Raw genomic sequence first — 26,845 nt, forward strand, 5'->3', positions numbered from 1 at the left:
AATTAACGAAGGATCAACCCGACCCAACGGCCGTTTCGTCTTCCCCGGCAGGCGATTCGGCAGCAATGTCCGGCTCGACACTGCTGACCGCGTGCACGAGGCGCAGCGGCGGCACCAGGCCCGAGTCGGCGAGCGCGTCCAGGGCGGCCTTCTCGTCGTCGTCGATGCGCAGGCTGCCGGACCGTTCCTCCGAGAACCCGAGCACTACCGTGACGACGCAGTCCTGGCAGCCCGGACCCTTCATCACACAAGCGTCGCAGTCGATCAGCACAACATCCTCCAAGTGGGGAAGCACCCGGACTTGCATCCGGCTGAGAAGGACGCTAGAGAAGGCCGCCGACAGTTTCTGTCGTCTTCTGTTGTCAGGTGCGTGCGATGCGTGCTGTCAGGCTGCTCGCTGACAGTGAGCGGGCGCCTAGCTGGATGATGCTGTCGGCAACCTCGCGGTCGGTGGAGACGACCACCACCGGGCGGCCCGGAGGCTCGGCGCGGACCAGTTGCCGGATCACCTCGTCGGCGATCACCCCGGCGGGACTGAACCGCACCCGCACCCCGCGCGGCGGATTCAGCTGCACCGGCCCCGACAGCTCGGCGCCGTCGAACACCACAGTGACCTCGATCCGGCGTTGCGCGACCAGTGCGCCCAAGGCTGTGACGAGTCGCTGACGCTGTGAGTGCAACGGCGAGTTCGGCCAGGCGGTCTTCGTCACGTTGTAGCCGTCGATGATCAGATGCACCTGCGGCAACGCCAGCAACTCGTCGAACAACGCCGGGTCGTCCTCAGGCGCCGTACGTCCGATCGGAGCCGCCTCGGGCTCGGAGCCGGCCACCGTGTCCGCCGGGCGGAGATCTCCCCCAGGCGGCAACGCCAGTTCGCGGCGCAGGCCGCTCGCTGCCTCGAGCAACGTGTCGAGCAACAGCCGGGTGCGCGTCGACGCGAGCTCCCGCTCCTGTCCCGCCGTACGACGGGCCGCGTGCTCGACCGCTTCCAGTTCGGTGATCCTCGTGCGGAGCTTGCGCAGCTCACGCTCGACGTCGGCACGCGCCGCTTCGACGCGTTCGTCCGCGGTCTCGGCCTCCTTGGTGCGTTGCTCGACCTCGGTGTTCAGGCCGGTGATCCGCTGCCGCGCCTCGTTGAGCTTGCGCCGGAGCGTGACGTTCTCGGCCTTGAGCTCGTTGACCTGTTCACGAAGCCGTTCGCGGACCTGCCGGGTCTCGGTGCGCGCCTGGTCGAGCTGGTCGGCGAGCCGGTTGACGGCTTCCTCGTCGGCGCGCGGATTCTCCACCGGGACCTGGGCGGCGGCGACGACGTGCTGCTCCCAGTCGTCCGGGCGCAGCAGGTACGCGAGCGCGGCGACCTCCACCGGATCCGCTGCCGGTACGGCGATGCCGTCGGCCACCGCGTCACCGAGCTCCGGGTGCTCCCGCCGTACCTCGAAGGCGGTGAGCCGGCGGAAATGGTCGTCGGTCTCCAGGATCGGCCCGAGCACCGAGGCGGACAGTTTCGCCCGCTTCGCCGGCGCAAAACTCGCGAACCGGCGCAGCGGCGCCGGGATGTCGGACGCGGGCAGCTGGCCGAGTGCGTGCGCGGCGAGGGTCAGGACGCGTTGCCGGACCGGTTCAGGCAAAGTCGTAGCGGCGGAGCTCGCGGCGGTGCCGGCCTCAGTCACCGGTCCGCAGTCCGGCCGGAACGACGAGCTGGCAGCAGCTGCTGGGCCAGTGACGCAGACCACAACGAGCGGGCATCCGGCCCGGAATCGCGGTGATCGCCTGTGTACGCATACAGAGAGCCTAGTCGACTTGCAGGCGTGTCACCTGCGGAATTGTCGGTGGCGGCTCTTAGCGTCGTGGCCATGACCAGCCCAGGGCGTGCGCCGGCCCAGGATTCCGTTGAGCATCCTTTGCTGCCGATCCGTGGTGTGCAGCACAGCTTCGACGACCTGGGCACGCCGCTGCGCGACATCACGTTCTGCGTCGTCGACCTGGAGACCACGGGCAATCCGCCCGGCGAGGGCGGCATCACCGAGATCGGCGCGGTCAAGGTGCGCGCGGGTGAGGTGATCGGCGAGTTCCAGACGCTGGTGAACCCGTCGGAGTCGATCCCGCCGTTCATCGCCGTACTGACCGGCATCACGAACGGGATGGTTGCCACGTCCCCCCGGATCGAGTCGGTGCTGCCCGCGTTCCTGGAGTTCGCGCAGGGCTGCGTGATGGTCGCGCACAACGCGCCGTTCGACATGGGCTTCCTGAAACACGAGAGCCTGGTGCACGGGTACGACTGGCCCGACTTCGCGGTCGTCGACACCGCCCTGCTGGCGCGCCGCGTGATCACCCCGGACGAGGCGCCGAACTGCAAACTCGGCACGCTGGCCAAGCTGTTCCGTACGACGACCACGCCGAACCACCGCGCACTGTCCGACGCCCGCGCCACCGTCGACGTGCTGCACGGGCTGTTCGAGCGGGTCGGGTCGTTGGGCGTGCAAACGGTGGAGGATCTGCAGACGTTCTCGTCCCGGGTCGCGCCGGCCGTCCGGGCCAAGCGCCACCTGGCCGAGTCGTTGCCGCACGCACCGGGTGTGTACCTGTTCACCGACGACCGCGGCGAGGTGCTGTACGTCGGGAAGTCCAAGGACCTGCGCACACGGGTCCGCTCGTACTTCACCGCGTCCGAGACCAGGAACCGGATCGGCGAGATGGTCGGCATCGCGACCGCCGTCCGCGGGATCGAGTGCGGGACGCCGCTGGAGGCCGAAGTACGGGAGCTGCGGCTGATCGCGGAACACAAACCGCGGTACAACCGGCGGTCCAAGTTCCCGGAGCGGCAGCACTGGCTGAAAGTCACGGTCGAACCGTTTCCGCGGTTGTCGCTGGTCAAACAGGTGCGCGACGACGACGCCGGGTACCTCGGGCCGTTCAGCTCGCGGAAGACGGCCGAGCGGGCGATGGCCGCGCTGCACGAGGCGTTCCCGATCCGGCAATGCACCGCGCGGATGTCCAAGCACCCGCAGTTGTCGCCGTGCGTGCTCGCCGAGATGGGCCGGTGCGTCGCGCCCTGCGACGGGCGGATCTCGACGGATTCGTACGGCGAATTCGTCGACGGGCTGCGGTCGGCGCTGACCGTGGACCCGACGCCGGTCGTCGACGCGCTCGACCGGCGGATCGACGTACTGTCCGCGGACGAGCGGTTCGAGGACGCCGCGGTCCATCGGGACCGGTTGAGCGCGTTCGTGCGGAGTTCGGCGCGGATGCAGCGGATGGCGTCGGTGACCGGATGCGCGGAGATCTGTGCCGCCAGACGGACCGACGACGGCGGCTGGGAGTTGCATGTGATCCGCCGCGGGCGGCTCGCGGCGGCCGGGTTCAGCCCGCGCGGGACGGACCCGCGGCCGCACCTGGAGATGCTGCGCGCGTCGGCCGAGACGGTATTGCCCGGCATCGGGCCGGTCGCGGCGGCGTCGCCGGAGGAGATCGAGCTGATCCTGCGCTGGCTCGAGCTCCCCGACATCCGCCTGGTCGAGATGGACGGCACCTGGACCTGCCCGGTGGGCGGCGCCGGGCGGCACCTCACCCGCCTCGACAACTCCCACACCGACCACCACCAGCACCCCACCGAACGCCGCCGCAACCTCCGCCCGCTGGGTCCGGCGCGGGTCAGTTAGGCCATTCAGTCAGGCCTCTGGTAGTCGGCCCGGATCCGGCGGACGAACGGACGGCGAGGGCGGTGCGGTGCCTCGGCCGCACTATGCTTCAGCGCGTTGAGGTGTGAGTTCTGGACGGGTAGTTCTGGACGGGTAGCGAGGAGAGGACGGCATGGTCACCGCGATCGTGTTCATCAAGGCCGATGTCGCACGGATCCCTGAGGTCGCCGAGCAGGTGGCGACCATCGACGGCGTCAGCGAGGTGTACTCCGTGACCGGCGGGCTCGACCTGATCGCGCTCGTCCGGGTCGCGCGGCACGACGACCTGGCCACCGTCATCCCCGAGCACGTCAACCGGGTGCCGGGCGTGCTGAGCACCGAGACGCACATCGCGTTCCGCGCCTACTCGAGCCACGACCTGGAAGCCGCCTTCAGCCTGGGCGAGGAGAACGGCGTCTAGGTCCTCAGGGACTGGACGAACCGATCCGACTGACACGAGCTGAAGTTACGGTGAATACATGAACGTCCGGGGTCAGTTTCTTGCCGAGCAGGTCCGCGCTTTCGCGCCGGTGCCGAAGCGAGGACGCGGATGAGCAACCCGCCCGCCGGCTGGTACCCCGACCCCACCGGCCAGCCGCACATGATCCGCTTCTGGAACGGGGAGAAGTGGACCAACAAAACCGAACACGAGGACAACGCCGCGGCACTGGCCGCCGCAGCCGACGAGTCCAAGGCCGCAGACAACCCCACGCCTACCCCGTCGGAGTCCACCCCTTCGGAGCCGGTCGAGCAGCAGCAGCCGACCCAGCCAGACCCCGAGCCTGCCCAGCAACAGTCCTGGCCGACGCAACCAGACCCTGAACCTGCCCAGCAACAGTCGTGGCCGACACAGCCAGACCCCGAACCTGCTCAGCAACAATTCTGGCCAGCACAGCCAGACCCCGAGCCGGCTCAGCAACAGTCCTGGCCTGCGCAGGAGCAGACTTGGCCTGCTCAACACCAGGATGCGCAGCCTGAGCAGCCGTGGTCCGCGCAGCAGCAGTCGAACCCTGCCGACCCGTCGCAGCAGCAGTGGTCCGCGAACCAGCAGTCGTGGTCAGCCGACCAGTTCAGCTCTTACGAGCAGGCCGACCCTGACACCGAGCAGACCCAGCAGCAGCCCTGGCCTGCCCAGCCGGACCCGTGGCCGCAGCAGTCACCCGCGCAGGACAACTCCCCCACGCCGGACCAGACCCAGCAGCAGCCGTGGTCAGGCAACCAGCAGCCCTGGTCGGCGGATCAGCAGCCGTGGTCAGCCGACCAGTTCAGCACTTACGAGCAGACTGACCCCAACGCCGAGCAGACCCAGCAGTGGCCAGCACAAGCCACTCCGCACGACCAGGGCAACGCAAGTGCGCCCGACCACGAGCAGACCCAACAGCAACCGTGGTCCGCACAGCAGCAGTGGCCGGAGCAGCAGTCCAACCCCGCCGACCCGTCGCAACAGCAGTGGTCTGCGAACCAGCAGTCGTGGTCAGCCGACCAGTTCAGCTCCTACGAGCAGACCGACCCAAACACCGAGCAGACCCAGCAACAGCCCTGGCCTGCACAACCGGACCCGTGGCCGCAGCAGCAGGGCAACCCCGCCACGGCTGACCTGGAGCAGACCCAGCAGCAGCCGTGGTCAGCCAACGAGCAGCCGTGGTCGGCCGACCAGTTCACGTCGTACGACCAGCCGACGTCAGACAACCAGCAGGCGACTCCTGAGAACTGGGGCACCGAGCAACAGTCCTGGCCAGCGCAGCACCCCACCGGCGACGAACAGTGGGCTCAGCAGCAGCACGGCACCGCCGACCAACAGTCGGCTCACCAGCACGGCACCGCCGACGAACAGCCGACGCAGCCGCAGCACGGGTCGGCCGACAACTGGAATACAGAGCAGCAGCCCGTTCAGTCCGTGCAGAGTGAGGTGCAGGGGCCTGGGTTGCGGGCGGTGCAGGAGACCGGCGCCGGCAACGCGGCTCAGGCCGACCAAGCGGGCGGAGGCGGATGGTGGCAGCCTGCCGCCACCCCGCAACTGTGGGACTCACCTTCCACCGGCAACGACGCGCCTGCATCCGGCGGCGCACACCTGCGGGCGGTCTCGCCGGCGGACTCGTCGACACAGCCGGACTCGTCAGCGCAGGCGGACGAAGCCGCGCAGGCTGCGTCCTCGGCGTCTGTTGGTGAGGAAGAGAGCGCGGCTGATCGTGCCCGCGCGACCTGGGGTGCGCCGGAGCTCGCCCCCGCGCCGCCGGAGCACTGGACCCAGCGCGAGATCTCAGAATTCGAAGAAGCACAGGCCGCGGCCGCCGCCGACGTACAGCCGGAGGAACAGTCCAGCGGCTGGACTCTCAAGCTCGCCCCAGACCCGACCGACGACGCAGCCGACAACCCCACGGCCTCCCAGTCCCCCGCAGCCACCGCGGACGCACAAACCGCCAGTACGCAGGCTGGTGACGCGCAGGCAACCAGTACGGCGGCCGGTCAGCAGGCGGGCGACGTACAGGCGGCGGGCGACCGAGCGGCGCGGGTGGCCGACGAGCGAGCCGCGGATGAGTTGGCCGCGGAGCAGGCGGCGGACGAAGCCGAGGCGGCCGGTCAGCTACCGCCGAGCTGGGGCAGCCAGTCCGGAGACGGGCAGGACCAGCAGGCGAGTGACGTCCCCGCGTGGGGTGTCGAGGCTGCGGACGAAGACGACACGAAGACATCGGAGAAAGCCGCTCCGCTCTGGACCGTGCCGGGGGCGTCGGACAACACCGCTCCGGAGCCGCCGGTGCAGCTCTGGGGCGACCAGCCCCAGCAGCAGACCCCCGCCCAGGACCAGAACTGGAACGGACAGCAATCCAGTGGCCAGGGCACGGGTGCGGCACCGGCCGCGCAGTCGGGGCAGCTTTGGGGCTCACAGCAAGCGACTGCGGACACCCAGACCGGTCAGCAAGGTGGCGACCAGTCGTGGGGCGGGCAGTCCTGGCCCGTGGAGCAGTCCAGCAACCAGCAGAACGTGCAGCAGACTCCGCAGCAGACTGGCCAGCAGCTGTGGGGCGCCCAGCAGAGTGTTGGTGTGCAGCAGGGCGGCGGCCAGCAGGGTGCTGGTGTGCAGCAGGGCGGGCAGCAGCCGTGGGGCGATCAGCAGACACAGCGTGCCTGGGGTGACGACGGGAACGAGGCTTGGGGCGGCCAGACCGACCTGAGTTCCGGCGTCGGTAAGCGGGACGGCAAGAGCAACAAGAAGAAGTCCAAGAGTTCCGGCGGCGGCGGTCCGTTCGGCGGGAAGATGCCGTTGATCATCGCCGGTGGCGTCGCAGTGGTGCTGCTTATCGTCGCCGCGGTGGTCCTGCTGACCAACGGGGACGACAAGACGGCCAACCCCGATCCGACAGGTACGGCGACGCAGAGCGGCTCGCCCTCGCCGACGAACCAGTCCAGCACCAAGCCCGGTCAGTCGAAGGACCCGAAGCTGCACGAGGGCGTCGGGCGGATCGCGTCGGACGCGATCTCGTTCCCGCGCCGGAACCCGCCGTGGTCGGACCGCAAGCGCCTCGTCGAGCAGCTGATCAACTCGAACGGGCAGCGCATCCTCCTGAAGGAGAACGTCGTCGAGCAGGACGACTGGAGCGCGGACATCTTCGTCGGCGGTCTCGGCACCGCGTCCGGGTTCAACGGCGACCCGAAGGCGACCGCGGCGTCGCTGTCGATCAAGCTGCGCGAAAACATGTACGGGAACATCCCGGTGACCTACAAGACGGTCGCCAACGGCCCCGTGAAGCGGACGGAGAAGGCGGGCTGGGTCTTCCAGCAGACCGTGACCGCGAACACGACCGCGGTGACCGATCGGGTGCTTACCCTGACGGTTGCCGTATTCGACCTCGGTGACGGGACCGCGGTCGCGTACATCAGCGGCATCCCGAACAACCGCCCGGACCTGAAGAAGGCCGCGGACCAGGCCTACCTAGGAATCAACGTTGGCTGAGAACGAAGACCAGAACCCCGCGCGCCACAACACCCCGGAGGGCACGCCGGACACCCCGGCACGTCCCCAAGCCGCCGACCCCCTGGCCGGCACTCCCCAAGCACCCCCCATCCCCAACCCGCGGCCAACCGCCCCCGGCCAGGCGCAGGGTCCGGGACAGGTGCCGGGTCCGGGACAGGTGCCGGGTCCGGGACAGGTGCCGGGTCCGGGACAGCCGCAGGGTTCTGGACAGAGCGGTTCGTCAGATGCGCTGTTCGGGCAGTCACCTGCTCCGGCGCCGCCTCCCCCACCACAGGTCCGGCCGCAACACGCAGCCCCACCACAACACTGGACCAGCCAGCCGCCGCAGCCCGCGAACCCCCAACAGCCGACCGCACAACACCCAGCCGCACAGCCGCAGTCCGGCGTACCGCAGTCCGGCGCACAGCAGTCGGGTGGGGCGCAACAGGCTGGAGTGCAGGGCGCGGGTGCGCCGATGTGGGGTGCGCAGCAGGCAGGTACACAACAAACTGGGCCACAGCACAGCGGACCCCGGCCATCCGGTAGCCAGCAGGCAGGTGCGCAGCCGTCTGGTCAGCAGCAGCCGGGTGCGCAGCAGGTGCGTCCGCAGCATGCGGCTCCTCCGGCTGGTCCGCAGTACGGCGGCCAGCGGCCACCGTCACAGCAGGGTCAGCCGTCTCAGCCACAGGCAGGTCAACCGCAAGCCGGGCAACCACAACCAGGCCAACCGCAGCCACGTCCCGCACAGCCGGCTCCGGGGCAGGGCCAGGCGGGGCAGATGTGGGGTGTGCAGCAGCAGGGTCAGCAGGCGGGTGGCTGGCAGGTGCAGGCGACCGGGCCTCAGCCTGGCCGACCGCAGTTCGGTCAGCAGAGCTCGCAGCAAGGCGGTCCGCAGGCCGGGCAACCGGCCGGGCAACAGGCTGGGCAGCAGGGTCCCCAGCAGGGCGGACAGCAGGCTGGGCCGCAGGGTTCTCAGCAGCGTGGACCGCAGGGCGGGCAGCAGGCTGGGGCACAGGGTTCTCAGCAAGGCGGACCGCAGAGTGGGCCGCCGGCTGGCGCGGCCGGTGGGCAGGGTGGCCAGCAGGCTGGGGCGCGTGGTGGGCCGTTGGCGTTCACTGAGGTGATTTCGCGGGCGGCTGGGCCGGCTGGTGGACAGGCCGGCGCGCACGGTGCTGGGCAGGCCGGTGGGCAGGGTGTTGGGCAGCCCGGTGGGCAGGCGTCGGGTGATGGGCGTGCGGCTGGGCAGGGGGTCTGGTCGGCGGGTGTGCAGGCAGGTGGGCAGGGCGCTGGCGGGCAGCCGGGCCGTCACGGTGCTGGTGGGCAGTCGGGTGGGCACGGTGCGGGGACCGCCGGGGCGCACTCGGGTGGACCTCGTGCTGGGGCGGTTGGTGCGCATTCGGGTGGGCACGGTGGTGGGCACTCGAGCCAGGCTGCGGCTGGGTATGTCGGTGCGCACAGTGGTGGGGTATCGGGGGGTAACGGACGAGCTCGGGCTGTTGGGGCTGTGGTGTTGGTGGTGGCGGCGTTGGCTGCTACCGGATTGAGCGTCGGGTGGGTGTGGACGAAGGCTGAGGCCGTCCCGGGGGTCGCGTTGCCTACGGTGGGGAAGCCGATGGAGACGGTCAGCCCGTCGGTGAAGCCCTCGGAGACGCCGACGCCGTTCGGCAAGGTGATCGGTACCGAGATGGTTGCTTCCAACAACGACTCGATGCCGAACATGAGTTCGGCCTGGAGCAACACCTCCGAGCGCACCGGTCTGTGGGGGGGCGCCGCGATCTGGCTGACGGTGCACGGCAACTACGACAAGGGCAAGAGCTGGGGCAACTACGTCTCGTTCGGTCAGCTCCCGCCGGAGATCGCGTACACGAACACCCCGGCCGGTCTCAAGGCGGCTGCGGTCCAGATCGGCGGCCGCGCGCTCGTCAACCTGTACGACAAGGACGTGCAGGTCATGAAGGGCACCCAGCACAAGGCGATCACGGTCAACGGCCATCCGGGCCACGAGATCGTCGCCAAGGTGGTCGTCAAGGTGCCGAAGCTGCCGGAGACGTTCTCCACGATCATGATCGCGGTGGTCGACCGCGGTGACGGTACGGCGGCGGTCTCGATCGCCGACCTCGCCGGCTCGACCCCGGCCTGGCAGAACGTCTGGCGCTACAAGGTCTCCCAGATCAAGCTGAGCAAGTAGAACAGGGCAAGTAGAAAGGGCCGGCGGGAACACCCCGCCGGCCCTTCTGCTGTACCAACGTCAGCCGCGCACCTCTGCGCAGGCAGCGATCCACCGGTCCAGCACGTCCTTCGCCGCCCCGGAGTCGATCGCCTCGGCCGCCCGGTCCATCCCGGTCCGGACCCGCTCCGTCAAGGTGCCTGCCTCCGGCGTGTACGCCGCGAGCGCCGCTCCGGCGTTCAGCAGTACGACGTCCCGCACCGCCCCCGGCTCGCCGTCGACGAGTGCGCGCACGACCTTCGCGTTGAACGTCGCGTCAGCGCCCTTCAGCGCCTCCGCGGACACCGGCTCGATGCCCAGCTCCCGCGGGTCGAGCGTGATCGGTCCCTCGACCTCACCGCCGCCGACGATCCACACCTGCGACGTCGTACGCGTGGTCAGCTCGTCCAGCCCGTCGTCGCCGTGGAACACCAGCGCGTCGATCCCGCGCCGCGCCAGTACACCGGCCATCAGCCCGGCGATCCGGCCGTCGCCGACGCCGACCGCCTGCGCGGACGGGTTCCCCGGGTTCGCGAGCGGACCGAGGAAGTTGAACGTGGTCGGCACTCCGAGCTCACGACGAGGTACGGCGGCATGCCGCAACGCGGGGTGGAACGCCGGAGCGAAGCAGAACGTGATCCCGGCCCGCTCCCCCACCTCGGCCACCTGTGCCGCGGTCAGATCGAGCGGGATGCCGAGTTCCTCGAGGACGTCGGCCGCACCACAGGCCGACGACGCCGCGCGGTTGCCGTGCTTCAGCACCTTCGCGCCGGCGCCTGCGGCGACGATCGCGGACATCGTGCTGATGTTCACCGTGTGGGCTTGGTCACCGCCGGTGCCGACGACGTCCAGCGTCCGGCCGGGCACCGAGATCCGGGTGGCGAAGTCGCGCATCGTCGCGACCAGTCCCTCGACCTCGGTCACTGTCTCGCCCTTGGAACGCAGCGCGATCACGAACCCGGCGAGCTGTGCGGGCGAGGCCGCTCCGGACAGGATCTGCTCCATTGCCCACGCGGTGGCGGATGCCTCCAGGTCTTCGCGCCGTAGCAGCGGATTGAGCACCTGGGGCCAACTGTAGGCGCCCCCTGGATCGGACACGGCGCGTCAGGCGGTAGTAGCGGGCAGCTTGGCCAGCCGCTGCCGGAGCAGGTCTGCGGTGACCTCGGCCAGCTTGATCGGGTCGATCGGGTGCGAGACCGCACCCTCGGCCCGCGACCAGGTCGCCAGCCAGGCGTCCTGCGGGCGGCCGGTGATGACCAGCACCGGCGGGCACTGGAAGATCTCGTCCTTCAGTTGCCGGGCGATCCCCAGGCCACCGGCCGGAACGGCTTCGCCGTCGAGGATGGCCAGGTCGATCCCGCCCTTGTCCATGATCTTGATGACGGCCGGCTCGGTGGCGCACTCGACGTACTCGAGCTCGGGCAGATCGGCCGCCGGCCGCTTGCCGAGGGCCAGCCGGACGGACTCCCGCGTCGTACGGTCGTCGCTGTAGACCAGGACCTTCAGCGGACGCTCTGAACTCATCGATCCATCCCAAGCTTGTTCAAAAGACGACTGGACACCCGGAATGCTACCGGGGCGCCTGTCCGGCCCTGCGAGCCTGTTCCTCCAACCGGTCCAGGCGCCGGTCCTCACGGCGCGCCTCACGCTGTGACTCACGCACCCATTGGACGAACAGTACGGCGAAGAACACCAGGCCCACGATGTCGCCCGAGCCCCACAGCAGACCGCCCGCGATGTACTGGTCGCGCAGCGGCGACGGGGACCAGGAGCGGCCGAAGCTGGTGTACCAGTCCTCCGCGATCAGCTTGTTCGCGGACATGATCGTGATCCCGAGGAACGCGTGGAACGGCAGCGTGAGGAACGTCAAGATCAGCCGGAACGGGTAGATCACCCGGCCGGGCACCGGGTCGAGCCCGAGCAGCGGCCAGAAGAACAGCGAGCCGACCAGGATGAAGTGCAGGTGCAGCAGGTCGTGCAGCACGGTCGAGTGCAGCGTGGCGTCGTACCAGCCGCTGAAATAGAGCGCCCAGGGGCTCAGGACGAACAGCGTGAAGCCGATCAGCGGGAAGCAGACCACCTTCGCGAACCGCGAGTGCAACACGGAGAGCAACCATTTCCGCGGCCGTTGCGGCAGCGTTCGCAGCGCCAGCGTGACCGGCGCGCCGAGCGCCAGCGCGAGCGGCGTCAGCATCGACAGGATCATGTGCTGCACCATGTGCACGCTGATCAGGACCGTGTCGTAGGTGCCGAGCGCCGACTGGGTGGCGATCACGGCGCTTCCCAGCCCGACTCCGACGAACGCGAACGTCCGGCCGTGGGACCACTTGTCACCGCGTTTGCGCAGCTTGTGGACGCCGTACAGATAGATCGCGCCGAGTACGACGATCACGGCGAGTAACACCGGTTCGAAGGTCCATGCCGTCAGCAACCGGACCGGCGTCAGCGGCTCGATCCGGTCGCCGGGCGTGGCGTGAAGGGGAAGCACTCTTCCACAGTAGAAACCATTAGTTGCCGACATGCATGGGGGTGGTCGTGTCAGTTGATACGAGGACCGACATAATGACCGCGTGGCCACTGCAACCGCGCTCCCAGCGTCTCGTGAACACGGACACCACGACCGTCCCAGCATGGTCAGTGTCGGCACGATCGTCTGGCTCTCGAGCGAACTGATGTTCTTCGCCGCCCTGTTCGCGGCGTACTTCACGATCAGGTCGGTAACGACCGCCGCAGCCGCTCCGGGCACGGAGACGCTGTGGGAGGTCATGACGCACCATCTGAACGTCCCGTTCGCCGCGGTGAACACGACGATCCTGGTGGCGTCGTCCTTCACCTGCCAGTTCGGTGTCTTCGCGGCCGAGCACGGCCGGGTCGGCCGGACCGGCTCGGTGCTGAACATCCGCTCCTGGGGCATGCGTGAGTGGTTCATCCTCACGTACCTGATGGGCGCGGTCTTCATCGCCGGCCAGGTGACCGAGTACGCCGAGCTGGTGCACGAGGGCATCACGATCTCGTCGAACGCGTACGGATCGGTGTTCTACCTGGCCACCGGCTTCCACGGTCTGCACGTGACCGGCGGCCTCATCGCTTTCGTGTTCGTCCTGGCCAGGACGTACATGGCTCGTAAGTTCACCCACGAACAGGCCGTCTCGGCGATCGTCGTGTCGTACTACTGGCACTTCGTCGACGTGGTCTGGATCGCCCTGTTCGCGACCATCTACCTGCTCAAATGAGTGAGAAGAGACCTTCCTTGTCACCGGCGCGCTTTCTCTCCGCGCGACGACGGCACCGGTCCGCCGGCCTCGTCGTGCTCCTGTTCGGCCTCCTGGCAGTGGGGTCGGCGTACGCCGCCTTCGCCCCTGACAACGCGGTGGCGGACAACTCGGCCCAGTCGCAGCAGATCGAAGAGGGCAAGAAGCTCTTCGCGGTCGGCTGCTCCAGCTGCCACGGCCTGAACGCCGAGGGTGGCGGGAACGGCGAGGGCAAGATGGCCGGCCCGTCGCTGATCGGTGTCGGCGCGGCCGCGGTCGACTTCCAGGTCGGCACCGGCCGGATGCCCGCGATGCAGCCGGGCGCACAGATCCCGCGCAAGGCCCCGGCGTACTCGGAGGAGGAGATCGAGGCCCTGGCCGCGTACGTCGCCTCGCTCGCCCCCGGCCCCTCGGTCCCGGGCTCCGAGTCGTACGACGTGAGCAAGGCCACGGACGAGCAGGTCACCCGCGGTGGCGAGCTGTTCCGCACCAACTGCACGGCCTGCCACAACTTCGCCGGTCGCGGTGGCGCGCTGCCGAACGGCAAGTACGCGCCGTCGCTGATGGGTGTCAGTGAGAAGCACATCTACGAGGCCATGCTGACCGGTCCGCAGCAGATGCCGGTCTTCTCCGACCAGGTCATGCAGCCCGAGGACAAGCGCGACATCATCGCGTACCTGAAGGCGCTGGAGACCCAGAAGGACCCGGGCGGCTTCGGACTCGGCCGGCTCGGCCCGGTGTCCGAGGGCCTGTGGGGCTGGTTCGTCGGCATCGGCCTGCTGGTGGCGGTAGCGGTCTGGATCGGCGCCAAGGGCGTCAAGGCCAAGGGAGCGAAGGCCGAATGAGCAACGACAATCTGCCGGTGAAGCCGGAGGACGAGCACGGCGTCGTCGAGGTGGCGGAGCCGATCCCGGACCCGGGTCTGGAGCCGCACGAGCCGCGGATCACCGACATCGACCCGAAGGCGGCCGACCGCGCCGAGCGCCAGGTGTCGGGCATGTTCGGCCTGGCGACGCTGCTGGTGCTGGGCTCCTGTGTCGCGTACTTCGCCATTCCGCGGGACTCGATCCTCGAGTTCGGCCCGCTGTCCGGCAACGCGAACAACATGGTCATCGGCCTGTGCATCGGGCTCGCGCTGTTCCTGATCGGGGCGGGCGCGATCCAGTGGGCCAAGAAGCTGATGGTCGACGAGGAGATCTCCGAGGAGCGCCACGCCGCGCACTCGTCGCCGCAGCAGATCGCCGAGATCACCGAGGCGTTCAAGGAAGGTGCGGAGGAGTCCGGCTTCGGCCGGCGCAAGATGATCCGCAACTCGCTGATCGGCGCGCTCGGCATCCTCGGCCTGCCGGCAATCATCCTGCTCCGCGACCTCGGTCCGCTGCCGGGCCGGGCGCTCTACAACACGATCTGGGCGAAGGGCATCCGGGTCGTCAACGACGTCACCGACCGCCCGATCAAGCCGTCCGACCTGGTCGTCGGCCAGCTGGTCAACGCGGCGCCGGCCAATCTGGCCCCGCTGCAGGAGGAGAACGCCTCCGAGTACCAGAACGCCAAGGCCAAGGCCGCGGTGATCGTGGTCCGGATCAAGCCGAGCGAGATCCGCACCAAGCCGGGCCGGGAGAACTGGGGCATCGACGGCATCCTGTGCTACTCGAAGATCTGCACCCACGTCGGTTGCCCGATCTCGTTGTACGAGCAGACCACGCACCACGTGCTCTGCCCGTGCCACCAGTCGACCTTCGACCTCGCCGACAGCGCAAAGGTCGTCTTCGGCCCTGCTGCCCGCCCGCTGCCTCAGCTACCGTTGGCAGTGGACAGTGAGGGCTACCTGGTTGCGCAGAGCGGCTTCCACGAGCCGGTCGGCCCGAGCTTCTTCGAACGAGGGTGACAACAGTGTCAACAAACACAGAGTTCCCTGGACCGGTCAAGTGGGTCGACGATCGCCTCGGCATCGCGAAGATCGGGAAGAAGAACCTGCGGAAGGTCTTCCCGGACCACTGGTCCTTCATGCTGGGCGAGATCGCGCTCTACAGCTTCATCATCCTGATCCTGACCGGCACCTTCCTGACGTTCTGGTTCAAGCCCTCGATGGCCGAGGTCGAGTACCAGGGCTCGTACAGCCTGCTCAAGGGTCTGCACATGTCGGAGGCCTACGCCTCCACGCTGGACATCACGTTCGACGTCCGCGGCGGTCTGCTGATGCGGCAGATCCACCACTGGGCGGCCGTGCTGTTCATCGCCGCGATGATGGTGCACCTGCTCCGGATGTTCTTCACCGGCGCGTTCCGCAAGCCGCGCGAGCTGAACTGGCTGATCGGCTTCGGGATGCTGTTCCTGGGCATCATCGAGGGCTTCCTCGGCTACGGCCTCCCCGACGACCTGCTGTCCGGCACCGGTCTACGGATCACCAACGGCATGATCCAGGCGTCACCCGTGGTCGGCACGTACATGAACTTCTTCATCTTCGGCGGTGAGTTCCCCGGCGACGACTTCGTTGCCCGGTTCTTCATCGTCCATGTGCTGCTGATACCGGGCATCATCCTGGCCTTGGTCACGGCCCACCTGTTCCTGGTCGTGTACCACAAGCACACGCAGTACGCCGGTCCCGGCCGGACCCAGAAGAACGTGGTCGGCTACCCGCTGTTCCCGGTGTACACGGCCAAGGCCGGTGGCTTCTTCTTCGTCGTCTTCGGCATCACCGCACTGATGGGTGCACTGATGCAGATCAACCCGGTCTGGCTGTACGGGCCGTACAACCCGGCCGAGGTCACCGCGGGTGCGCAACCGGACTGGTACATGGGCTGGCTGGAAGGCTCGGTGCGAATATTCCCCGGCTTCGAGTCACACTTCTGGGGCATCACACTCAGCTGGAACCTGATCATCCCGGCACTGATCGTCCCGCCGGCGTTCGTCACGCTGGTCGCGCTCTATCCGTTCATCGAGGGCTGGATCACCGGTGACAAGCGCGAGCACCACCTGCTCGACCGGCCGCGGGACGTCCCGACCCGGACCGGTATCGGCGTCGCGTTCATCACCTTCTACGCGATGCTGTGGATCGGTGGTGGTAACGACCTGATCGCCACCCACTTCAACCTGTCGCTGAACCACGTGACCTGGTTCCTGCGGTTCGCGGTGATCCTCGGCCCGATCCTGGGCTTCTGGATCGCGCGCCGCTGGGCGATCTCGCTGCAGCGGGCCGACCAGGAGCGGCTGCTGCACGGCCTGGAGACCGGTGTGATCATGCGCTCCCCCGAGGGCAAGTACACCGAGAAGCACCAGCCGATCTCGACGTACGAGGCGTACTCGATCACCGCGCGGGACCGGCTGGTCCCGCACGAGATCGGCCCGGAGACCGACGAGAACGGCGTCCGCGCCCCGCGTCGTGCGCTGCACAAGGCCCGTGCCGCGCTCTCCCGCTTCTACTACGCCGACGCCGTACAGAAGCCGACCACTCAGGAGATCGAGGAGGCGCACGAGCACGCTCACGACGCCGACGAGATCCACGAGCTGACGGAAGACACGGAGACCTACCGAGAGGTCACCAGCGACCGCTCCTGACGTCGAGCACCAGAAGGGCCTCCGGCACCAGCCGGAGGCCCTTCTGCTATTTGCTTCCGAGACAGAACACCAGCCATTCGTCGCCACTCTTCACGCTGTCACTGGTACCGGCGTCCCACCCCGGGACTCCGGCGCAGGCGGCCTTCTCCTCGTCGTCGCCCAGGTTGAAGAGCGCCCGCTCCGACGTGACGTGCTCGATCGACAGCAGCTTGTAGCCGGCTGACCGGTACCAGCACGGGACCTTCCGGTACGACGGCAGTTCCTCGGCCGCGGCCGAGCAGTCGCCGACGTGTCCCTCGGTGATCGATGCGGCCGAGCCCGGCGCCTTCGCACCCACGGCAGGTGCGATGACCTTCGGCACGACATAGAAGGCCATGGCGATCACCAAAGCCCAGAAGAACAGCTGTAGCAGCACGCTCCCACCTGAGCTCTTGTCGTCTGCCGCCGGCTGCTGCTTGACCTGCTGCTTCTTCACCGGCCGCTCGGGCGCCGCCTTCCGCGGTGGCGCCAGCCTCTCGGACGGCGGAAGCTTCTTCGTCGGCGGCGCGACGAGCTTGACGGTCGGTGTATCGAGCAACTGACGGGCGGCGCCGATCGACGGACGATCCGCCGGGTCCTTCGCCAGCAGTGCGGTGATCAGCGGCGTCAGGTCGCTTGCGTGCTTCAGTTCCGGCGGGTCGTCGAACATCACCGCGGTGATCGTCGCGGCCGCCGTCGTACGGTGGAACGGCGAGACGCCCTCGACCGCGTGATACAACGTCACGCCCAGCGAGAACAGGTCGCCGGCCGGTTCGTCCGATCCTCGCAACCTCTCAGGCGCCATGTACTCCGCCGAGCCGATGAACATCCCGGTCGCGGTCACGGTCGTGTCGGTCGGATGTACCGCAATCCCGAAGTCGGCCAGCAGTACCTCGTCGTGTCGCCCGAGCAGCACGTTGCCGGGTTTGACGTCGCGATGCAGGATCCCCGCCGCATGCGCGGCTTCGAGCGCGGACAGCAGCCCGGTCGCGATCCGCCGTGCCTCAGCGACCGGAACCCGGCCGTCGGTACGGATCCGGCTGTCGAGGGACTGACCCTCGACCCAGCGCATCACGATCCAGGGCGAGTCACCGTCGACGACGACCGTGTGCACGGTGACGATGTTCGGATGGTCCCGGAGCCGAGCCGCGTTCCGGGCCTCCCGGGTCGCGCGGCGCAGCGCGTCGGCGCGTTCGTCCGCCGACAGACTCTGCGGCAGCCAGATCTGCTTGACCGCCACGTCGACCTCGAGCGTTTCGTCGACCGCTTTCCAGACCCGGCCGAAGCCGCCGGATCCGATCAGCTCGACCAACCGGTACTGCCCGCCGACCAGGTATCCCGGCGCGACTTCCTCAGCCACTATCACCTCACAGCTCTGCCCCCGACCAGCGAAACCGGAGCGAGCCTATTGACGCGAAGGGGCCAGCGACCGCTCGTGACCGCACCCTGCGCCCGTGTGACCGCAAGCGGTCAGTCGAGAGCTCCGGTGACCTCGGTCAGGTAGTCGCCGACGGTCGTTCGCTCGGCGGCTGTGAGTGCGCTGGTGACAGTGATCAGGCGGTCCAGGAGCGGGCCGAAGAACTGCCAGCCGAGGGCTACTGCGGTATCGGAGACCTGGAGGCGGGCGCTGCGGCCGTCTGTGCGGCTTCTGAGGCGTTCGACGTGCCCGGCAGCCTCCAGGCGGTGGATGACGGCTGTCGTCGCCTGAGAGGTCATTCCGAGCTGTTTAGCGAGCCAGGTGGGCGTGGCCTCCACTCCCCCGCGTTCGGCGTCCAGGAGGCGTACCAGCGCCCGTACGTCGGTCCCGTGCAATCCCGTCGTACGGGCGAACTCCCCGACCGCCAGATCGAGCCGCAGGGCGACCTCCCGGAGCAGGTGCACGATCTCTAATGCTGCGGCCCGCTCCGGGTCAGCCGGTGTCACTCCTTCACGCATGCCCGACAATTTACCTCACTGAGTGAGCTATTCTCGGCGGCATGAGCTTTCAGGACGCGTACGACGCTCTCCTCACCCGCTGGGACGTACCGGTCGAGCAGCTCGAGCTCACCGACGAGTTCGGTACGACGCATGTCAACGCGTGCGGTCCCGCTGACGGACCACCCGTCGTACTGCTTCCGGGGCACGGCGCGACGTCACCGGTGTGGTTCACGATCGCGCCGCGGCTCGCTGAGCGGTACCGCGTCTACGCGATCGACCTGATTGTCGATGCGGGTCGCAGTACGAACAGTGGTCGGACGCCCAAGACGCCGGCCGACCTGCATACGTGGTTGAGCAACACCTTCGATGGGCTCGGCATCGGACGGGCGGTGTTGTGCGGTCACTCGTACGGCGCCTGGATCGCGGTCACGTATGCGATCGAGCACCCGGACCGCGTGGAGCGGCTGGCTCTGCTCGACCCGACGGACTGCTATCTCGGCCTGCGCGTCCCGTACGTTCTCCGGGCTCTGCCCGGCCTGCTGCGGCCGTCCCGCAAGCGCAGCGTCTCGTTCCTGCGCTGGGAGACGCAAGGCCTTCCCATGGACCCTCAAGTCCTGGAGCTGGCCGGTCTGGCCGCGGAGCAGCCATCAACTCCGTTCGTCCGCACCAAACGCCCCACAGACGACCAGCTGCGAGGCCTCGCTCCCCTGGTCTTCGTCGCGGGCCGCAGCAAGAGTCACAACGCAGCTCAGCTGACCCGCCGCGTCAACACGCTCTCCCCCAGCGCCACCGTCGTACAGCTCGAAACCGCAACCCACCACTCCCTCCCGTCCCTCCACGCGGACGAGGTGTGGGCTGCGTGGGCCCACGAATTGCCCACAAAATAAGGGGATTCTGGGCGGCCGGGGGCTCTAGGGTCGATGGCATGGAACTCCTGGGCGAGCGGCCGGTGTGGTCGATGAGTGGCAGCGAACTGCTGTCGACTCTCGACGCGCTGGACGCTGAGGCTGCCCGCCGGGAGACGTACCGGTTGGCGGTGATCGCCGCGATCGAGAGCACTGGGTACGCCACTGAACTCGGCGCCCGGGACACCGCGGAGCTCCTGCCGTTCCGCTACCGGCAGGACGCATCTGTGGCCCGCCGAGCGCTCCGCCTCGCCCGGGCCCTGCCGAAGTACCACGCCGTATCCAGCGCCCTCGACGACAACGCTGAGGATGACGGGAGTGAGTGGTTGCTGCGGCCGGCGCAGGCGGAGGCGATCGTGTCTGCGCTCGAGCGGGTGCCGTTGCATGTGCCGGTCGCTGATCTCGACGCGGCCGAGCGGGAGCTGGTGAAGCTCGCCGCGCACCTGTCTCCCCAAGAGCTGCGCGCGGCCGGCAAAGGAGATGCGGGACATTCTGGACACCGACGGACCCGAGCCCGAGGAAGACAAGGCGTACAGCCGCGAGTCGCTGACCTTTACCCCGGAGGATCGCGGTGTGAAGTTCCGCGGGTACCTCGCGAACGAGAACGCCGAACTCTTTCGTGCCCTGATCCACGCCGGTTCCCGTCCACACAAGACCGCCGACGGCGAACACGACCCACGCTCCCGCGAGAAGCGCCAGGCCGACGCGCTGTCTGCCACCCTCAGCATCGCCGCCGCGGCGACCGACACCGCGCAGAAGACGGATCTCGCCGCGGGAGGCTCCGCGTCTGATGTGGTGCCCGGGTTCGGAGCCAAGGCGCAGCTGACGGTCACCATCGACTTCGAGGACCTGAAGGCGGCAACCGCGAACGCGAGCGGACAGGTGGTGTACGGCGACGGACTGTCGGCTGCCACGGTACGGCGCTTGGCCTGTGACGCGAGGATCATCCCGCTCGTCCTCGGTGCGAACTCCGAGCCCCTGGACGTGGGCCGCAGCGAACGCCTGGTGACTCGGGCGATGCGTCGCGCACTCAACGCCCGCGACCAAGGCTGCGTCGTCTGCGGCGCACCGCCGATCATGTGCGACGCGCACCACCTGCGCTCCTGGATCGACGGCGGCGAGACGAAGACCTCCAACCTCGCGCTCGTGTGCCGACGCCACCACGTCGCCCTGCACAACGGCCAGTGGCGCGTCACGATCACCGACGGGATGGTCAAGGTCGCCCGCCCGAGCTGGGCAGAACCACCACCCAGACAGCGCTCACGATGGAAGGCCGACAAGGCTGTCCTCCGACAAGCGGCCGACTTCGCGTTGGCCGACGTACCAGCGGGCTGAACCACGGAGCTCCAGCCAGTGGTGAAAACACAACAGCCTCCTGACCGCGGGCATGCGGGGAGGAGGCTGTTGCGTCTTGGTGCGTCAGGAGAGGGCGGAGCCGGCCTTGTAGGCGGCCCAGGTGCCGTTCCAGTCGGTCCAGCCGTTACCGGGCTCCATGTGGCGGGTGGTGCCGGTGACGATCACCGGGTCGCCGCGGAGGGTCTGGTTGTAGTACCACTGGGCGTCCTTGAGGCTCATGCCCACGCAGCCGTGGCTGACGTTGGAGCTGCCCTGGCTGCCGGACGACCACGGGGCGCCGTGGATGAACTCGCCGGAGCTGGTGACCCGCTGGGCCCACTTCACGTCCGGGATGTTGTAGTACTCCGGGTCGCCGGGCTTGAGGCCGACCGTCGCCGCGTCCATCCGCTTCACCGGGAACTTCTCCATGATCACCTTCACGCCGCTGCGGGTGGTGAAGCCGTCCTTGCCGGCGGTGATCGGGATGGTCCGGGCCAGCTTGCCGTTGATCGTCACCGCCATCGTGTGCTTCTTGACGTTGATGTTGGTGACCACCGACTTGCCGATGGTGAACGCGATCGTCCGGCTCGCGGTGCCCCAGGTGTTGTTGCCCGCGTTGACGCCCAGGGTGCCGATGTCGACGGTCACCTTGGTGCCGGCCGGCCAGTAGTTCTTCGGGCGGTAGTTGACCTGCTTGCTGTTCACCCAGTGCCAGCTGCCGTCGACCGGCACCGAGGTCTTCACCGTGAGCCGCTTCTCGACCGCGGCGCGGTCCTTGACCGGGTTGTTCCAGAAGATCTGGACCGGCAGCGCGACGCCGACGGTCTCACCGTTCAGCGGGACGACCGAGGCCTTCAGGCTCTTCGACGCCTTCAGCGTCTTGAAGGTCGAGCTGATCGGCACGGTGGCACCGTCGGTGCCCTCGGCCGAGCCGCTCACCGTGTACGTGGCGCCGGGCTTGAGCTGCGGCAACGACGTCCACTGGGTCTTCTCGGCGTTGAAGCTGCCGGTCACCTTGTCGCCGTCGTCGTCCTTGAGCGTGACCGCGGTCAGCTTGCCGGCCGTGGTGGTCACCGTCACCGGCTTGTCCGGCTGCACCGACGAGGCGCCCTTGGCGGGCACGATCGCGATGCTGGCCGACCCCGGGGTCTCCGACGGACTCGTCGAGTTCCCTGGTGTGCTGGAGGCACCTGGCGAGGTGCTCTGCGACGTGGACGTACTCGGCGTCGACTGCCCGCCGCCGCCGGTGCCGCCGCCGGCCTCTGTGTCGCTACAGGCAGTACCGGCCAGCAGCAGGACGCAGATCCCCGCCACGGCAAGGCCGTGCTTCCTCACCGAACCGCTCACCATTCCCCAGTTCTCCCCTGTTTAGTCAGACCGCGGTAAGGGTAACCTGCCGCAGCGACATTTCCCTGCATCCGTGCGCGCCGTTCTGGTACGGTCCACAACTCTCCGTACCGGTGCGCACTACTACAGACGCACGAAAACGCCGCCCGGTTCGTTCCCGGACGGCGTTTTTCGTACGACTCTCAACTAGTGAGCGTGGTCACCGCGGTAGTACTCGAAGATGAACCCGCTCAGCGTGACGATGCCGATCCCGCAGCCGGCGATGAACAGCCACCAGCCGAAGACGACGCCGAGGACGACCACCGCCAGCGTCAGCGCGCACCACAGCGGCCACCAGGAGTACGGCGGGAAGAAGCCGAGCTCGCCGGCCCCTTCGACGATCTCCGCTTCCTTGCGGTCCTCCGGCCGGGCGTCCATCCGCCGGGCGGTGACGCTCAGGTAGAACGCCACCAGCAGTGACAGGAAGAACGTCATCACCAGTGCGGTGGTGCCGGTCGGGTCCTCGGACATCAGCCAGTAGATCGGCGTGACGACGAGCACGAACACACTCAGGATCCCGAAGACCCAGGCTTCGACCTTCACGCCTTGTCCTTCCCGTCGTTCCCGGCATCGGACTCAGCATCGGACTCGACCTGCTCGACCAGGTGCTCGACGCGGCCCTGGTCCTCACCCGCGTCCAGCAGGTTGTCCTTGCCGGCCCGGTTGTCCGGGTACTCCGCGAGCGCCAGGTCGGCGTGGTGCAGGTCGAACGCCGGGGACTCCGAACGGATCCGGGGCAGCTTCTCGAAGTTGTGCCGCGGCGGCGGCGAGCTGGTCGCCCACTCCAGCGAGCGGCCCCAGCCCCACGGGTCGTCGACACCCACCGGCGGGGTCTTGCGGGACTTGTAGATGTTGTAGAAGAACGGCAGCATCGACGCGCCCAGGATGAAGGCACCGACGCTGGACACCTCGTTCAGCGTGGTGAAGCCTTCGTTGGCGCCGTACGACGCGTAGCGCCGCGGCATGCCCTCGACGCCGAGCCAGTGCTGCACGAGGAACGTGGTGTGGAAGCCGATGAACAGCAGCCAGAAGTGCAGCTTGCCGAGCCGCTCGTCGAGCATCCGCCCGGTGAACTTCGGCCACCAGAAGTAGAACCCGGCGAACATCGCGAACACCACGGTGCCGAAGACGACGTAGTGGAAGTGCGCGACCACGAAGTACGAGTCGGACAGCTGGTAGTCCAGTGCCGGCGAGGCCAGGATGACGCCGGTCAGACCGCCGAAGAGGAAGGTGGTCAGGAAGCCCACCGACCAGAGCATCGGGGTGTCGAACGACACCGACCCGCCCCAGATCGTGCCGATCCAGTTGAAGAACTTCACGCCGGTCGGGACCGCGATCAGGAACGTCATGAACGAGAAGAACGGCAGGTTCACCGCGCCGGTGACGAACATGTGGTGTGCCCACACCGCCACCGAGAGGACCGCGATACCGAGGGTCGCGCTGACCAGACCGATGTAGCCGAAGACCGGCTTCCGGCTGAACACCGGCAGGATCTCGGTCACGATGCCGAAGAACGGCAGCGCGATGATGTACACCTCGGGATGCCCGAAGAACCAGAACAGGTGTTGCCAAAGTATCGGCCCGCCGTTGGCCGCGTCGAAGACATGGGCCCCGAGTGTTCGGTCCGCCTCCAGCACCAGCAGCGCCGCCGCCAGGATCGGGAAGGCGATCAGGACCAGGATCGACGTGACCAGGATGTTCCAGGTGAAGATCGGCATCCGGAACATCGTCATACCCGGAGCGCGCATGGTGATGATCGTGGTGATGAAGTTGACCGCACCCAGGATCGTGCCCAGACCGGCCATCCACAGACCCATGATCCACAGGTCGCCGCCGATGCCCGGCGAACGGACCGCGTTCGACAGCGGGGCGTAGGCGAACCAGCCGAAGTCGGCCGCGCCGCCCGGGGTGAAGAAGCCGCTGATCGTGATCAGGCCGCCGAACAGGAACAGCCAGAAGCTGAACATGTTCAGCCGCGGGAACGCGACGTCGGGGGCGCCGATCTGGATCGGCATGATCTCGTTCGCGAAGCCGACGAACAGCGGGGTCGCGAACAGCAGCAGCATGATCGTGCCGTGCATCGTGAAGAGCTGGTTGTACACCTCTTCGTTCACGATCTGCAGACCCGGCTTGGCCAGCTCGGCGCGGATCAGCAGCGCCATCACGCCGCCGATCAGGAAGAACGCGAACGACGTGATCAGGTACATGTGCCCGATCAGCTTGTGGTCCGTCGTGGTCAGGTACTTGACCAGCAACTCGCCCTTGCTGCGCCGCCGGGGCAGCGCGCTGGTGCTACCGATAGCGCCGGTGCGCTCGGCGAAGTCGGTCACTTCTCGCCCCCTGTACCGGGAATGGTGGTGGCGTCGGCGCCGCCGGTTGCGGCGCCGGTCTGGCCCCTGGCGGCCAGTTCGCGCAGGTGTGCGTCGTACTCGTCGCGGGAGACCACCTTGACGGTGAAGACCATCCGGCTGTGGTAGAGCCCGCAGAGCTCAGCGCACTTGCCGGCGAAGGTGCCGGTCTTGGTCGGGGTCAGCTCGAACTTGTTCGTCTTGCCCGGGATCACGTCGAGCTTGAAGTAGAACGACGGCACCCAGAAGGAGTGGATGACGTCCGGCGAGGTCAGGTCGAAGTGGACCGACTCGTTCACCGGCAGCCACAGGGTGGCCGGCTTGTCCATCGTGCCGGTCTCCCAGACGCCCTGCTGCCCGTCGACGGTGTCCTTGTAGTTGAAGGTCCACTGCCACTGCTGGCCCACCACGTTCACGGTGTGCTGCGGGTTGGCGTCCATCCTCGTGACCTGGTTGCCGTGCTCGACGGTGTAGAAGAACAGCACACCGATGATCGCGAACGGGGCCAGGGTGTAGAGCACCTCGAGCGGCAGGTTGTACCGCACCTGCCGGGGTGCCTCGTCGTTGCGCTTGCGGTACCGCACCGAAACCCACAGGATCAGGCCCCAGACCATCACGCCGACGATCAGGGCGGCGATCCACGCCCCGATCCAGAGGCTGCGAATGGCCTCGGTCCGGTCCGATGCGCCCTCGGGCAGACCGAGTCGTTTCCACTGCTCAGTGGTCGCCGTCGAGCAACCGGTCAGCAGCAGGGTGCCGAGCACCACTGCACTGCCGACCAGCAGGCGACGCTTCGCCGGCCGTGTGGCGCCGGCAGAACCTGCCGGTCGCTCCTCCACTCCGGGCGTGCCGTTCGAACCCACGGGGCGCCTTTCCCTTCCCAAGTGAGACTGACGACCAAACACTACTGGACACCATTCGCGTCTCCGCGCATAGGTAGGGCTTAGCGTTTCCCCTGTGAGCGAGCGTACGTATCTGGACGCCGCATCGGCCGAGCCGATGCACCCTGCGGCACGGGAGATGTTGCTCTCGGCAGTGGATTCCGGATGGGCCGATCCGGTGCGTCTGCACCACGAGGGCCGGACCGCGAGACTGCTGCTGGACAACGCCCGCGCGGTCCTCGCGGACGCGGTCGGGGTGCGGCCGGACGAGTTGTACCTGACCACCTCCGGTACGGCGGCGATCCAGGCCGGTCTGACCGCGGTACGGGCCGCGCGCAGCCGGGTCGGGGCAACGATCGTGCACAGTGCGGTCGAGCATTCCGCCGTACTGCACACGGCTGGAGAGGCGGCGGTCGAGGTCGGCGTGGACCGGCTGGGGCGGGTCGGGCTGGCCGCCTTCACAGACGCCGTACGGCGACCTGGTGTGGCTGTAGCTGCGCTGCAGTCGGCGAACCATGAGGTGGGGACGCGCCAGCCGATCGAGGCGGCAGCTGCGGCAGCAGGCGACGTACCGCTGTTTGTTGACGCGTCCGCGTCGGTCGCGCACGACGTCGTACCCGCGGGCTGGTCGGTGCTCGCGGCAAGCGCACACAAGTGGGGCGGACCCGCGGGTGTCGGGCTGCTGGCTGTGAAGAAGGGCACGCGGATCGCACCGGCGTGGCCGATGGACGAGCGGGAGGACGGCCTCTCCCCCGGGTTCCCGAACGTCCCCAACGCCCTGGCTGCAGCCGCTGCGTTGCAGGCGCGGCTGGCTGAGGCGGAGGAGCTCGGCAAGCAGCACAGGGCCTGGATCGACGAGGTACGCCGTCGTGTGGCCGCGGACATCCCCGATGTCGAAGTAGTAGGCGACGCGGACGACCGCCTGCCGCACATCCTCACGTTCTCCTGTCTCTATGTGGACGGTGAGGCGCTGGTGACCGCACTGGACGCTGAGGGGTTCGCCGTCTCCAGTGGTTCGGCCTGTACGTCGAGCACGCTCCGGCCCTCGCACGTGCTGGCAGCGATGGGCGTACTGACCCACGGCAACGTCCGTGTCTCTCTCGGGCGCGACACGACCCACGACGAGGTGCAGCGGTTCTGTGCTGTCCTTCCAGGACTGGTGCAGCGGATCCGGGCGGAGGTGGGGATGTGAACGTCGACCTGGACTGTCGCGGCCTGCTCTGTCCACTCCCGGTGATCAAACTGGCCAAAACGCTACCGACTGTTGCCGTGGGCGACACGGTGACAGTGCTGGCCGACGACCCGGCCGCGGCGACCGACATCCCGGCGTGGTGCCGGATGCGCTCTCAGGAGCTGGTGTCGGCCGGGGAAAACCAGTACGTCGTACGGCGAGTCAGCTGACACACTGCGC

General features: G+C 68.2%; 25 protein-coding genes and 1 pseudogene. 13 read left to right on the forward strand and 13 right to left on the reverse strand.

The features are described 5' to 3' along the window. Positions 1–13: 13 nt before the first annotated feature. Together E0H45_RS26205 and E0H45_RS26210 are read right to left on the reverse strand one after the other, a co-directional pair. Positions 14–244, reverse strand: coding sequence for a hypothetical protein (locus tag E0H45_RS26205; protein WP_311136370.1), 231 nt, complete (start codon positions 242–244; stop codon positions 14–16). A gap of 118 nt (positions 245–362) precedes the next feature. Beyond that, on the reverse strand, positions 363–1,670 hold the full coding sequence (locus E0H45_RS26210) for an NYN domain-containing protein (RefSeq protein ID WP_131342149.1): 1,308 nt from the start codon (positions 1,668–1,670) through the stop codon (positions 363–365). 183 nt (positions 1,671–1,853) lie between these two features. Here E0H45_RS26210 and E0H45_RS26215 point away from each other — a divergent pair, with 183 nt between their 5' ends. The 3 genes from E0H45_RS26215 to E0H45_RS26225 all read left to right on the forward strand — a co-directional run bounded on the left by E0H45_RS26215 (position 1,854) and on the right by E0H45_RS26225 (position 7,629). After that, entirely contained in the window at positions 1,854–3,659 is a 1,806-nt protein-coding gene (locus tag E0H45_RS26215; RefSeq protein ID WP_131342151.1) for a DEDD exonuclease domain-containing protein, read from the forward strand. 151 nt (positions 3,660–3,810) lie between these two features. Further along, the gene (locus tag E0H45_RS26220; protein WP_131342153.1) at positions 3,811–4,098 is read left to right on the forward strand and encodes an Lrp/AsnC family transcriptional regulator; all 288 of its coding nucleotides are present in this window, start codon (positions 3,811–3,813) and stop codon (positions 4,096–4,098) included. A gap of 129 nt (positions 4,099–4,227) precedes the next feature. Continuing rightward, positions 4,228–7,629, forward strand: coding sequence for a hypothetical protein (locus tag E0H45_RS26225; protein WP_131342155.1), 3,402 nt, complete (start codon positions 4,228–4,230; stop codon positions 7,627–7,629). Positions 7,630–7,891: 262 nt separating this feature from the next. Here the strand turns inward: E0H45_RS26225 and E0H45_RS26230 are convergent, their stop codons facing one another. Beyond that, on the reverse strand, positions 7,892–8,242 hold the full coding sequence (locus tag E0H45_RS26230; RefSeq protein ID WP_131342157.1) for a hypothetical protein: 351 nt from the start codon (positions 8,240–8,242) through the stop codon (positions 7,892–7,894). 45 nt (positions 8,243–8,287) lie between these two features. Continuing rightward, positions 8,288–8,656 (reverse strand): hypothetical protein, encoded by a 369-nt coding sequence (locus tag E0H45_RS26235; protein WP_131342159.1) that lies wholly within the window; start codon positions 8,654–8,656, stop codon positions 8,288–8,290. A gap of 528 nt (positions 8,657–9,184) precedes the next feature. Between E0H45_RS26235 and E0H45_RS26240 the strand changes: the two genes are divergently transcribed. After that, positions 9,185–9,817 (forward strand): hypothetical protein, encoded by a 633-nt coding sequence (locus E0H45_RS26240; protein ID WP_238155399.1) that lies wholly within the window; start codon positions 9,185–9,187, stop codon positions 9,815–9,817. A gap of 60 nt (positions 9,818–9,877) precedes the next feature. On the opposite strand, the gene trpD is transcribed toward E0H45_RS26240, so the two are convergent. The 3 genes from trpD to E0H45_RS26255 are packed head-to-tail and all read right to left on the reverse strand — an operon-like array spanning position 9,878 to position 12,323. Continuing rightward, positions 9,878–10,897 carry an anthranilate phosphoribosyltransferase gene (gene trpD, locus E0H45_RS26245; RefSeq protein ID WP_238155285.1) on the reverse strand — a complete coding sequence of 340 codons (1,020 nt, stop codon included), beginning with the start codon at positions 10,895–10,897 and terminating at the stop codon, positions 9,878–9,880. 42 nt (positions 10,898–10,939) lie between these two features. Further along, the gene (locus E0H45_RS26250; RefSeq protein ID WP_131342165.1) at positions 10,940–11,359 is read right to left on the reverse strand and encodes an Rv3143 family two-component system response regulator; all 420 of its coding nucleotides are present in this window, start codon (positions 11,357–11,359) and stop codon (positions 10,940–10,942) included. Positions 11,360–11,405: 46 nt separating this feature from the next. Further along, the gene (locus tag E0H45_RS26255) at positions 11,406–12,323 is read right to left on the reverse strand and encodes a cytochrome c oxidase assembly protein (RefSeq protein ID WP_131342167.1); all 918 of its coding nucleotides are present in this window, start codon (positions 12,321–12,323) and stop codon (positions 11,406–11,408) included. A gap of 82 nt (positions 12,324–12,405) precedes the next feature. On the opposite strand from E0H45_RS26255, the gene ctaE reads away from it, so the two are divergent. Genes ctaE through qcrB form a run of 4 tightly spaced genes read left to right on the forward strand, consistent with a single transcriptional unit; the run spans position 12,406 to position 16,644 of the window. Further along, positions 12,406–13,068 (forward strand): aa3-type cytochrome oxidase subunit III, encoded by a 663-nt coding sequence (gene ctaE / locus E0H45_RS26260; RefSeq protein ID WP_131288893.1) that lies wholly within the window; start codon positions 12,406–12,408, stop codon positions 13,066–13,068. After that, positions 13,065–13,931, forward strand: a complete 867-nt coding sequence (gene qcrC / locus E0H45_RS26265) for a cytochrome bc1 complex diheme cytochrome c subunit (RefSeq protein ID WP_131342169.1) — start codon at positions 13,065–13,067, stop codon at positions 13,929–13,931. The genes ctaE and qcrC overlap by 4 nt, the downstream gene beginning before the upstream one ends. Next, a complete protein-coding gene (gene qcrA, locus E0H45_RS26270; protein WP_131342171.1) occupies positions 13,928–14,974 on the forward strand; it encodes a cytochrome bc1 complex Rieske iron-sulfur subunit in 1,047 nt (348 codons plus the stop codon). The genes qcrC and qcrA overlap by 4 nt, the downstream gene beginning before the upstream one ends. Beyond that, entirely contained in the window at positions 14,971–16,644 is a 1,674-nt protein-coding gene (qcrB, locus tag E0H45_RS26275; protein WP_131342173.1) for a cytochrome bc1 complex cytochrome b subunit, read from the forward strand. The genes qcrA and qcrB overlap by 4 nt, the downstream gene beginning before the upstream one ends. A 46-nt stretch (positions 16,645–16,690) precedes the next feature. Here the strand turns inward: qcrB and E0H45_RS26280 are convergent, their stop codons facing one another. Together E0H45_RS26280 and E0H45_RS26285 are read right to left on the reverse strand one after the other, a co-directional pair. Then, positions 16,691–18,022 carry a serine/threonine-protein kinase gene (locus tag E0H45_RS26280; RefSeq protein WP_165546599.1) on the reverse strand — a complete coding sequence of 444 codons (1,332 nt, stop codon included), beginning with the start codon at positions 18,020–18,022 and terminating at the stop codon, positions 16,691–16,693. Positions 18,023–18,132: 110 nt separating this feature from the next. Next, positions 18,133–18,597, reverse strand: coding sequence for a MarR family winged helix-turn-helix transcriptional regulator (locus E0H45_RS26285; protein WP_131342177.1), 465 nt, complete (start codon positions 18,595–18,597; stop codon positions 18,133–18,135). A 41-nt stretch (positions 18,598–18,638) separates the two neighbouring features. Between E0H45_RS26285 and E0H45_RS26290 the strand changes: the two genes are divergently transcribed. The 3 genes and pseudogenes from E0H45_RS26290 (at position 18,639) to E0H45_RS43380 (ending at position 20,819) form a co-directional block, all read left to right on the forward strand. Further along, positions 18,639–19,466, forward strand: a complete 828-nt coding sequence (locus E0H45_RS26290; RefSeq protein ID WP_131342179.1) for an alpha/beta hydrolase — start codon at positions 18,639–18,641, stop codon at positions 19,464–19,466. A gap of 489 nt (positions 19,467–19,955) precedes the next feature. Beyond that, positions 19,956–20,516, forward strand: a pseudogene (locus tag E0H45_RS43690) (DUF222 domain-containing protein); the annotation flags it as partial. Continuing rightward, complete coding sequence (locus E0H45_RS43380) at positions 20,502–20,819, forward strand: HNH endonuclease signature motif containing protein (RefSeq protein WP_272949012.1); 318 nt, start codon at positions 20,502–20,504, stop codon at positions 20,817–20,819. The pseudogene E0H45_RS43690 and the gene E0H45_RS43380, both read left to right, overlap by 15 nt. Positions 20,820–20,903: 84 nt before the next feature. Here the strand turns inward: E0H45_RS43380 and E0H45_RS26305 are convergent, their stop codons facing one another. From E0H45_RS26305 to ctaC, 4 genes are all read right to left on the reverse strand, one after another. Then, complete coding sequence (locus E0H45_RS26305; protein ID WP_238155286.1) at positions 20,904–22,154, reverse strand: L,D-transpeptidase; 1,251 nt, start codon at positions 22,152–22,154, stop codon at positions 20,904–20,906. A gap of 198 nt (positions 22,155–22,352) precedes the next feature. Continuing rightward, the gene (locus tag E0H45_RS26310; protein WP_131342187.1) at positions 22,353–22,748 is read right to left on the reverse strand and encodes a cytochrome c oxidase subunit 4; all 396 of its coding nucleotides are present in this window, start codon (positions 22,746–22,748) and stop codon (positions 22,353–22,355) included. Then, positions 22,745–24,505 (reverse strand): aa3-type cytochrome oxidase subunit I, encoded by a 1,761-nt coding sequence (gene ctaD, locus E0H45_RS26315; RefSeq protein ID WP_475009185.1) that lies wholly within the window; start codon positions 24,503–24,505, stop codon positions 22,745–22,747. Before ctaD ends, E0H45_RS26310 begins: the two co-directional genes overlap by 4 nt. 26 nt (positions 24,506–24,531) lie before the next feature. Further along, positions 24,532–25,416 (reverse strand): aa3-type cytochrome oxidase subunit II, encoded by an 885-nt coding sequence (ctaC, locus tag E0H45_RS26320; protein ID WP_131342191.1) that lies wholly within the window; start codon positions 25,414–25,416, stop codon positions 24,532–24,534. 94 nt (positions 25,417–25,510) lie between these two features. On the opposite strand from ctaC, the gene E0H45_RS26325 reads away from it, so the two are divergent. Both E0H45_RS26325 and E0H45_RS26330 read left to right on the forward strand, forming a co-directional pair. Continuing rightward, positions 25,511–26,626, forward strand: a complete 1,116-nt coding sequence (locus E0H45_RS26325) for a cysteine desulfurase family protein (protein WP_202872520.1) — start codon at positions 25,511–25,513, stop codon at positions 26,624–26,626. Next, positions 26,623–26,835 carry a sulfurtransferase TusA family protein gene (locus E0H45_RS26330; RefSeq protein ID WP_131342193.1) on the forward strand — a complete coding sequence of 71 codons (213 nt, stop codon included), beginning with the start codon at positions 26,623–26,625 and terminating at the stop codon, positions 26,833–26,835. Before E0H45_RS26325 ends, E0H45_RS26330 begins: the two co-directional genes overlap by 4 nt. Positions 26,836–26,845 lie beyond the last annotated feature (10 nt).

The sequence above is a fragment of the Kribbella soli genome, assembly GCF_004331345.1.
Classification (GTDB): Bacteria; Actinomycetota; Actinomycetes; order Propionibacteriales; family Kribbellaceae; genus Kribbella; species Kribbella soli.

What these genes read in the sequence shown, in the direction of transcription:
- E0H45_RS43380 (WP_272949012.1), top strand. Translation starts at nt 20,502, where the DNA reads ATGCGTCGCGCACTCAACGCCCGCGACCAAGGCTGCGTCGTCTGCGGC.
- E0H45_RS26290 (WP_131342179.1), top strand. Translation starts at nt 18,639, where the DNA reads ATGAGCTTTCAGGACGCGTACGACGCTCTCCTCACCCGCTGGGACGTA.
- E0H45_RS26220 (WP_131342153.1), top strand. Translation starts at nt 3,811, where the DNA reads ATGGTCACCGCGATCGTGTTCATCAAGGCCGATGTCGCACGGATCCCT.
- qcrC (WP_131342169.1), top strand. Translation starts at nt 13,065, where the DNA reads ATGAGTGAGAAGAGACCTTCCTTGTCACCGGCGCGCTTTCTCTCCGCG.
- E0H45_RS26225 (WP_131342155.1), top strand. Translation starts at nt 4,228, where the DNA reads ATGAGCAACCCGCCCGCCGGCTGGTACCCCGACCCCACCGGCCAGCCG.
- qcrA (WP_131342171.1), top strand. Translation starts at nt 13,928, where the DNA reads ATGAGCAACGACAATCTGCCGGTGAAGCCGGAGGACGAGCACGGCGTC.
- E0H45_RS26250 (WP_131342165.1), bottom strand. Translation starts at nt 11,359, where the DNA reads ATGAGTTCAGAGCGTCCGCTGAAGGTCCTGGTCTACAGCGACGACCGT.
- E0H45_RS26215 (WP_131342151.1), top strand. Translation starts at nt 1,854, where the DNA reads ATGACCAGCCCAGGGCGTGCGCCGGCCCAGGATTCCGTTGAGCATCCT.
- E0H45_RS26205 (WP_311136370.1), bottom strand. Translation starts at nt 244, where the DNA reads ATGAAGGGTCCGGGCTGCCAGGACTGCGTCGTCACGGTAGTGCTCGGG.
- E0H45_RS26230 (WP_131342157.1), bottom strand. Translation starts at nt 8,242, where the DNA reads ATGCTGCGGACGCACCTGCTGCGCACCCGGCTGCTGCTGACCAGACGG.
- E0H45_RS26285 (WP_131342177.1), bottom strand. Translation starts at nt 18,597, where the DNA reads ATGCGTGAAGGAGTGACACCGGCTGACCCGGAGCGGGCCGCAGCATTA.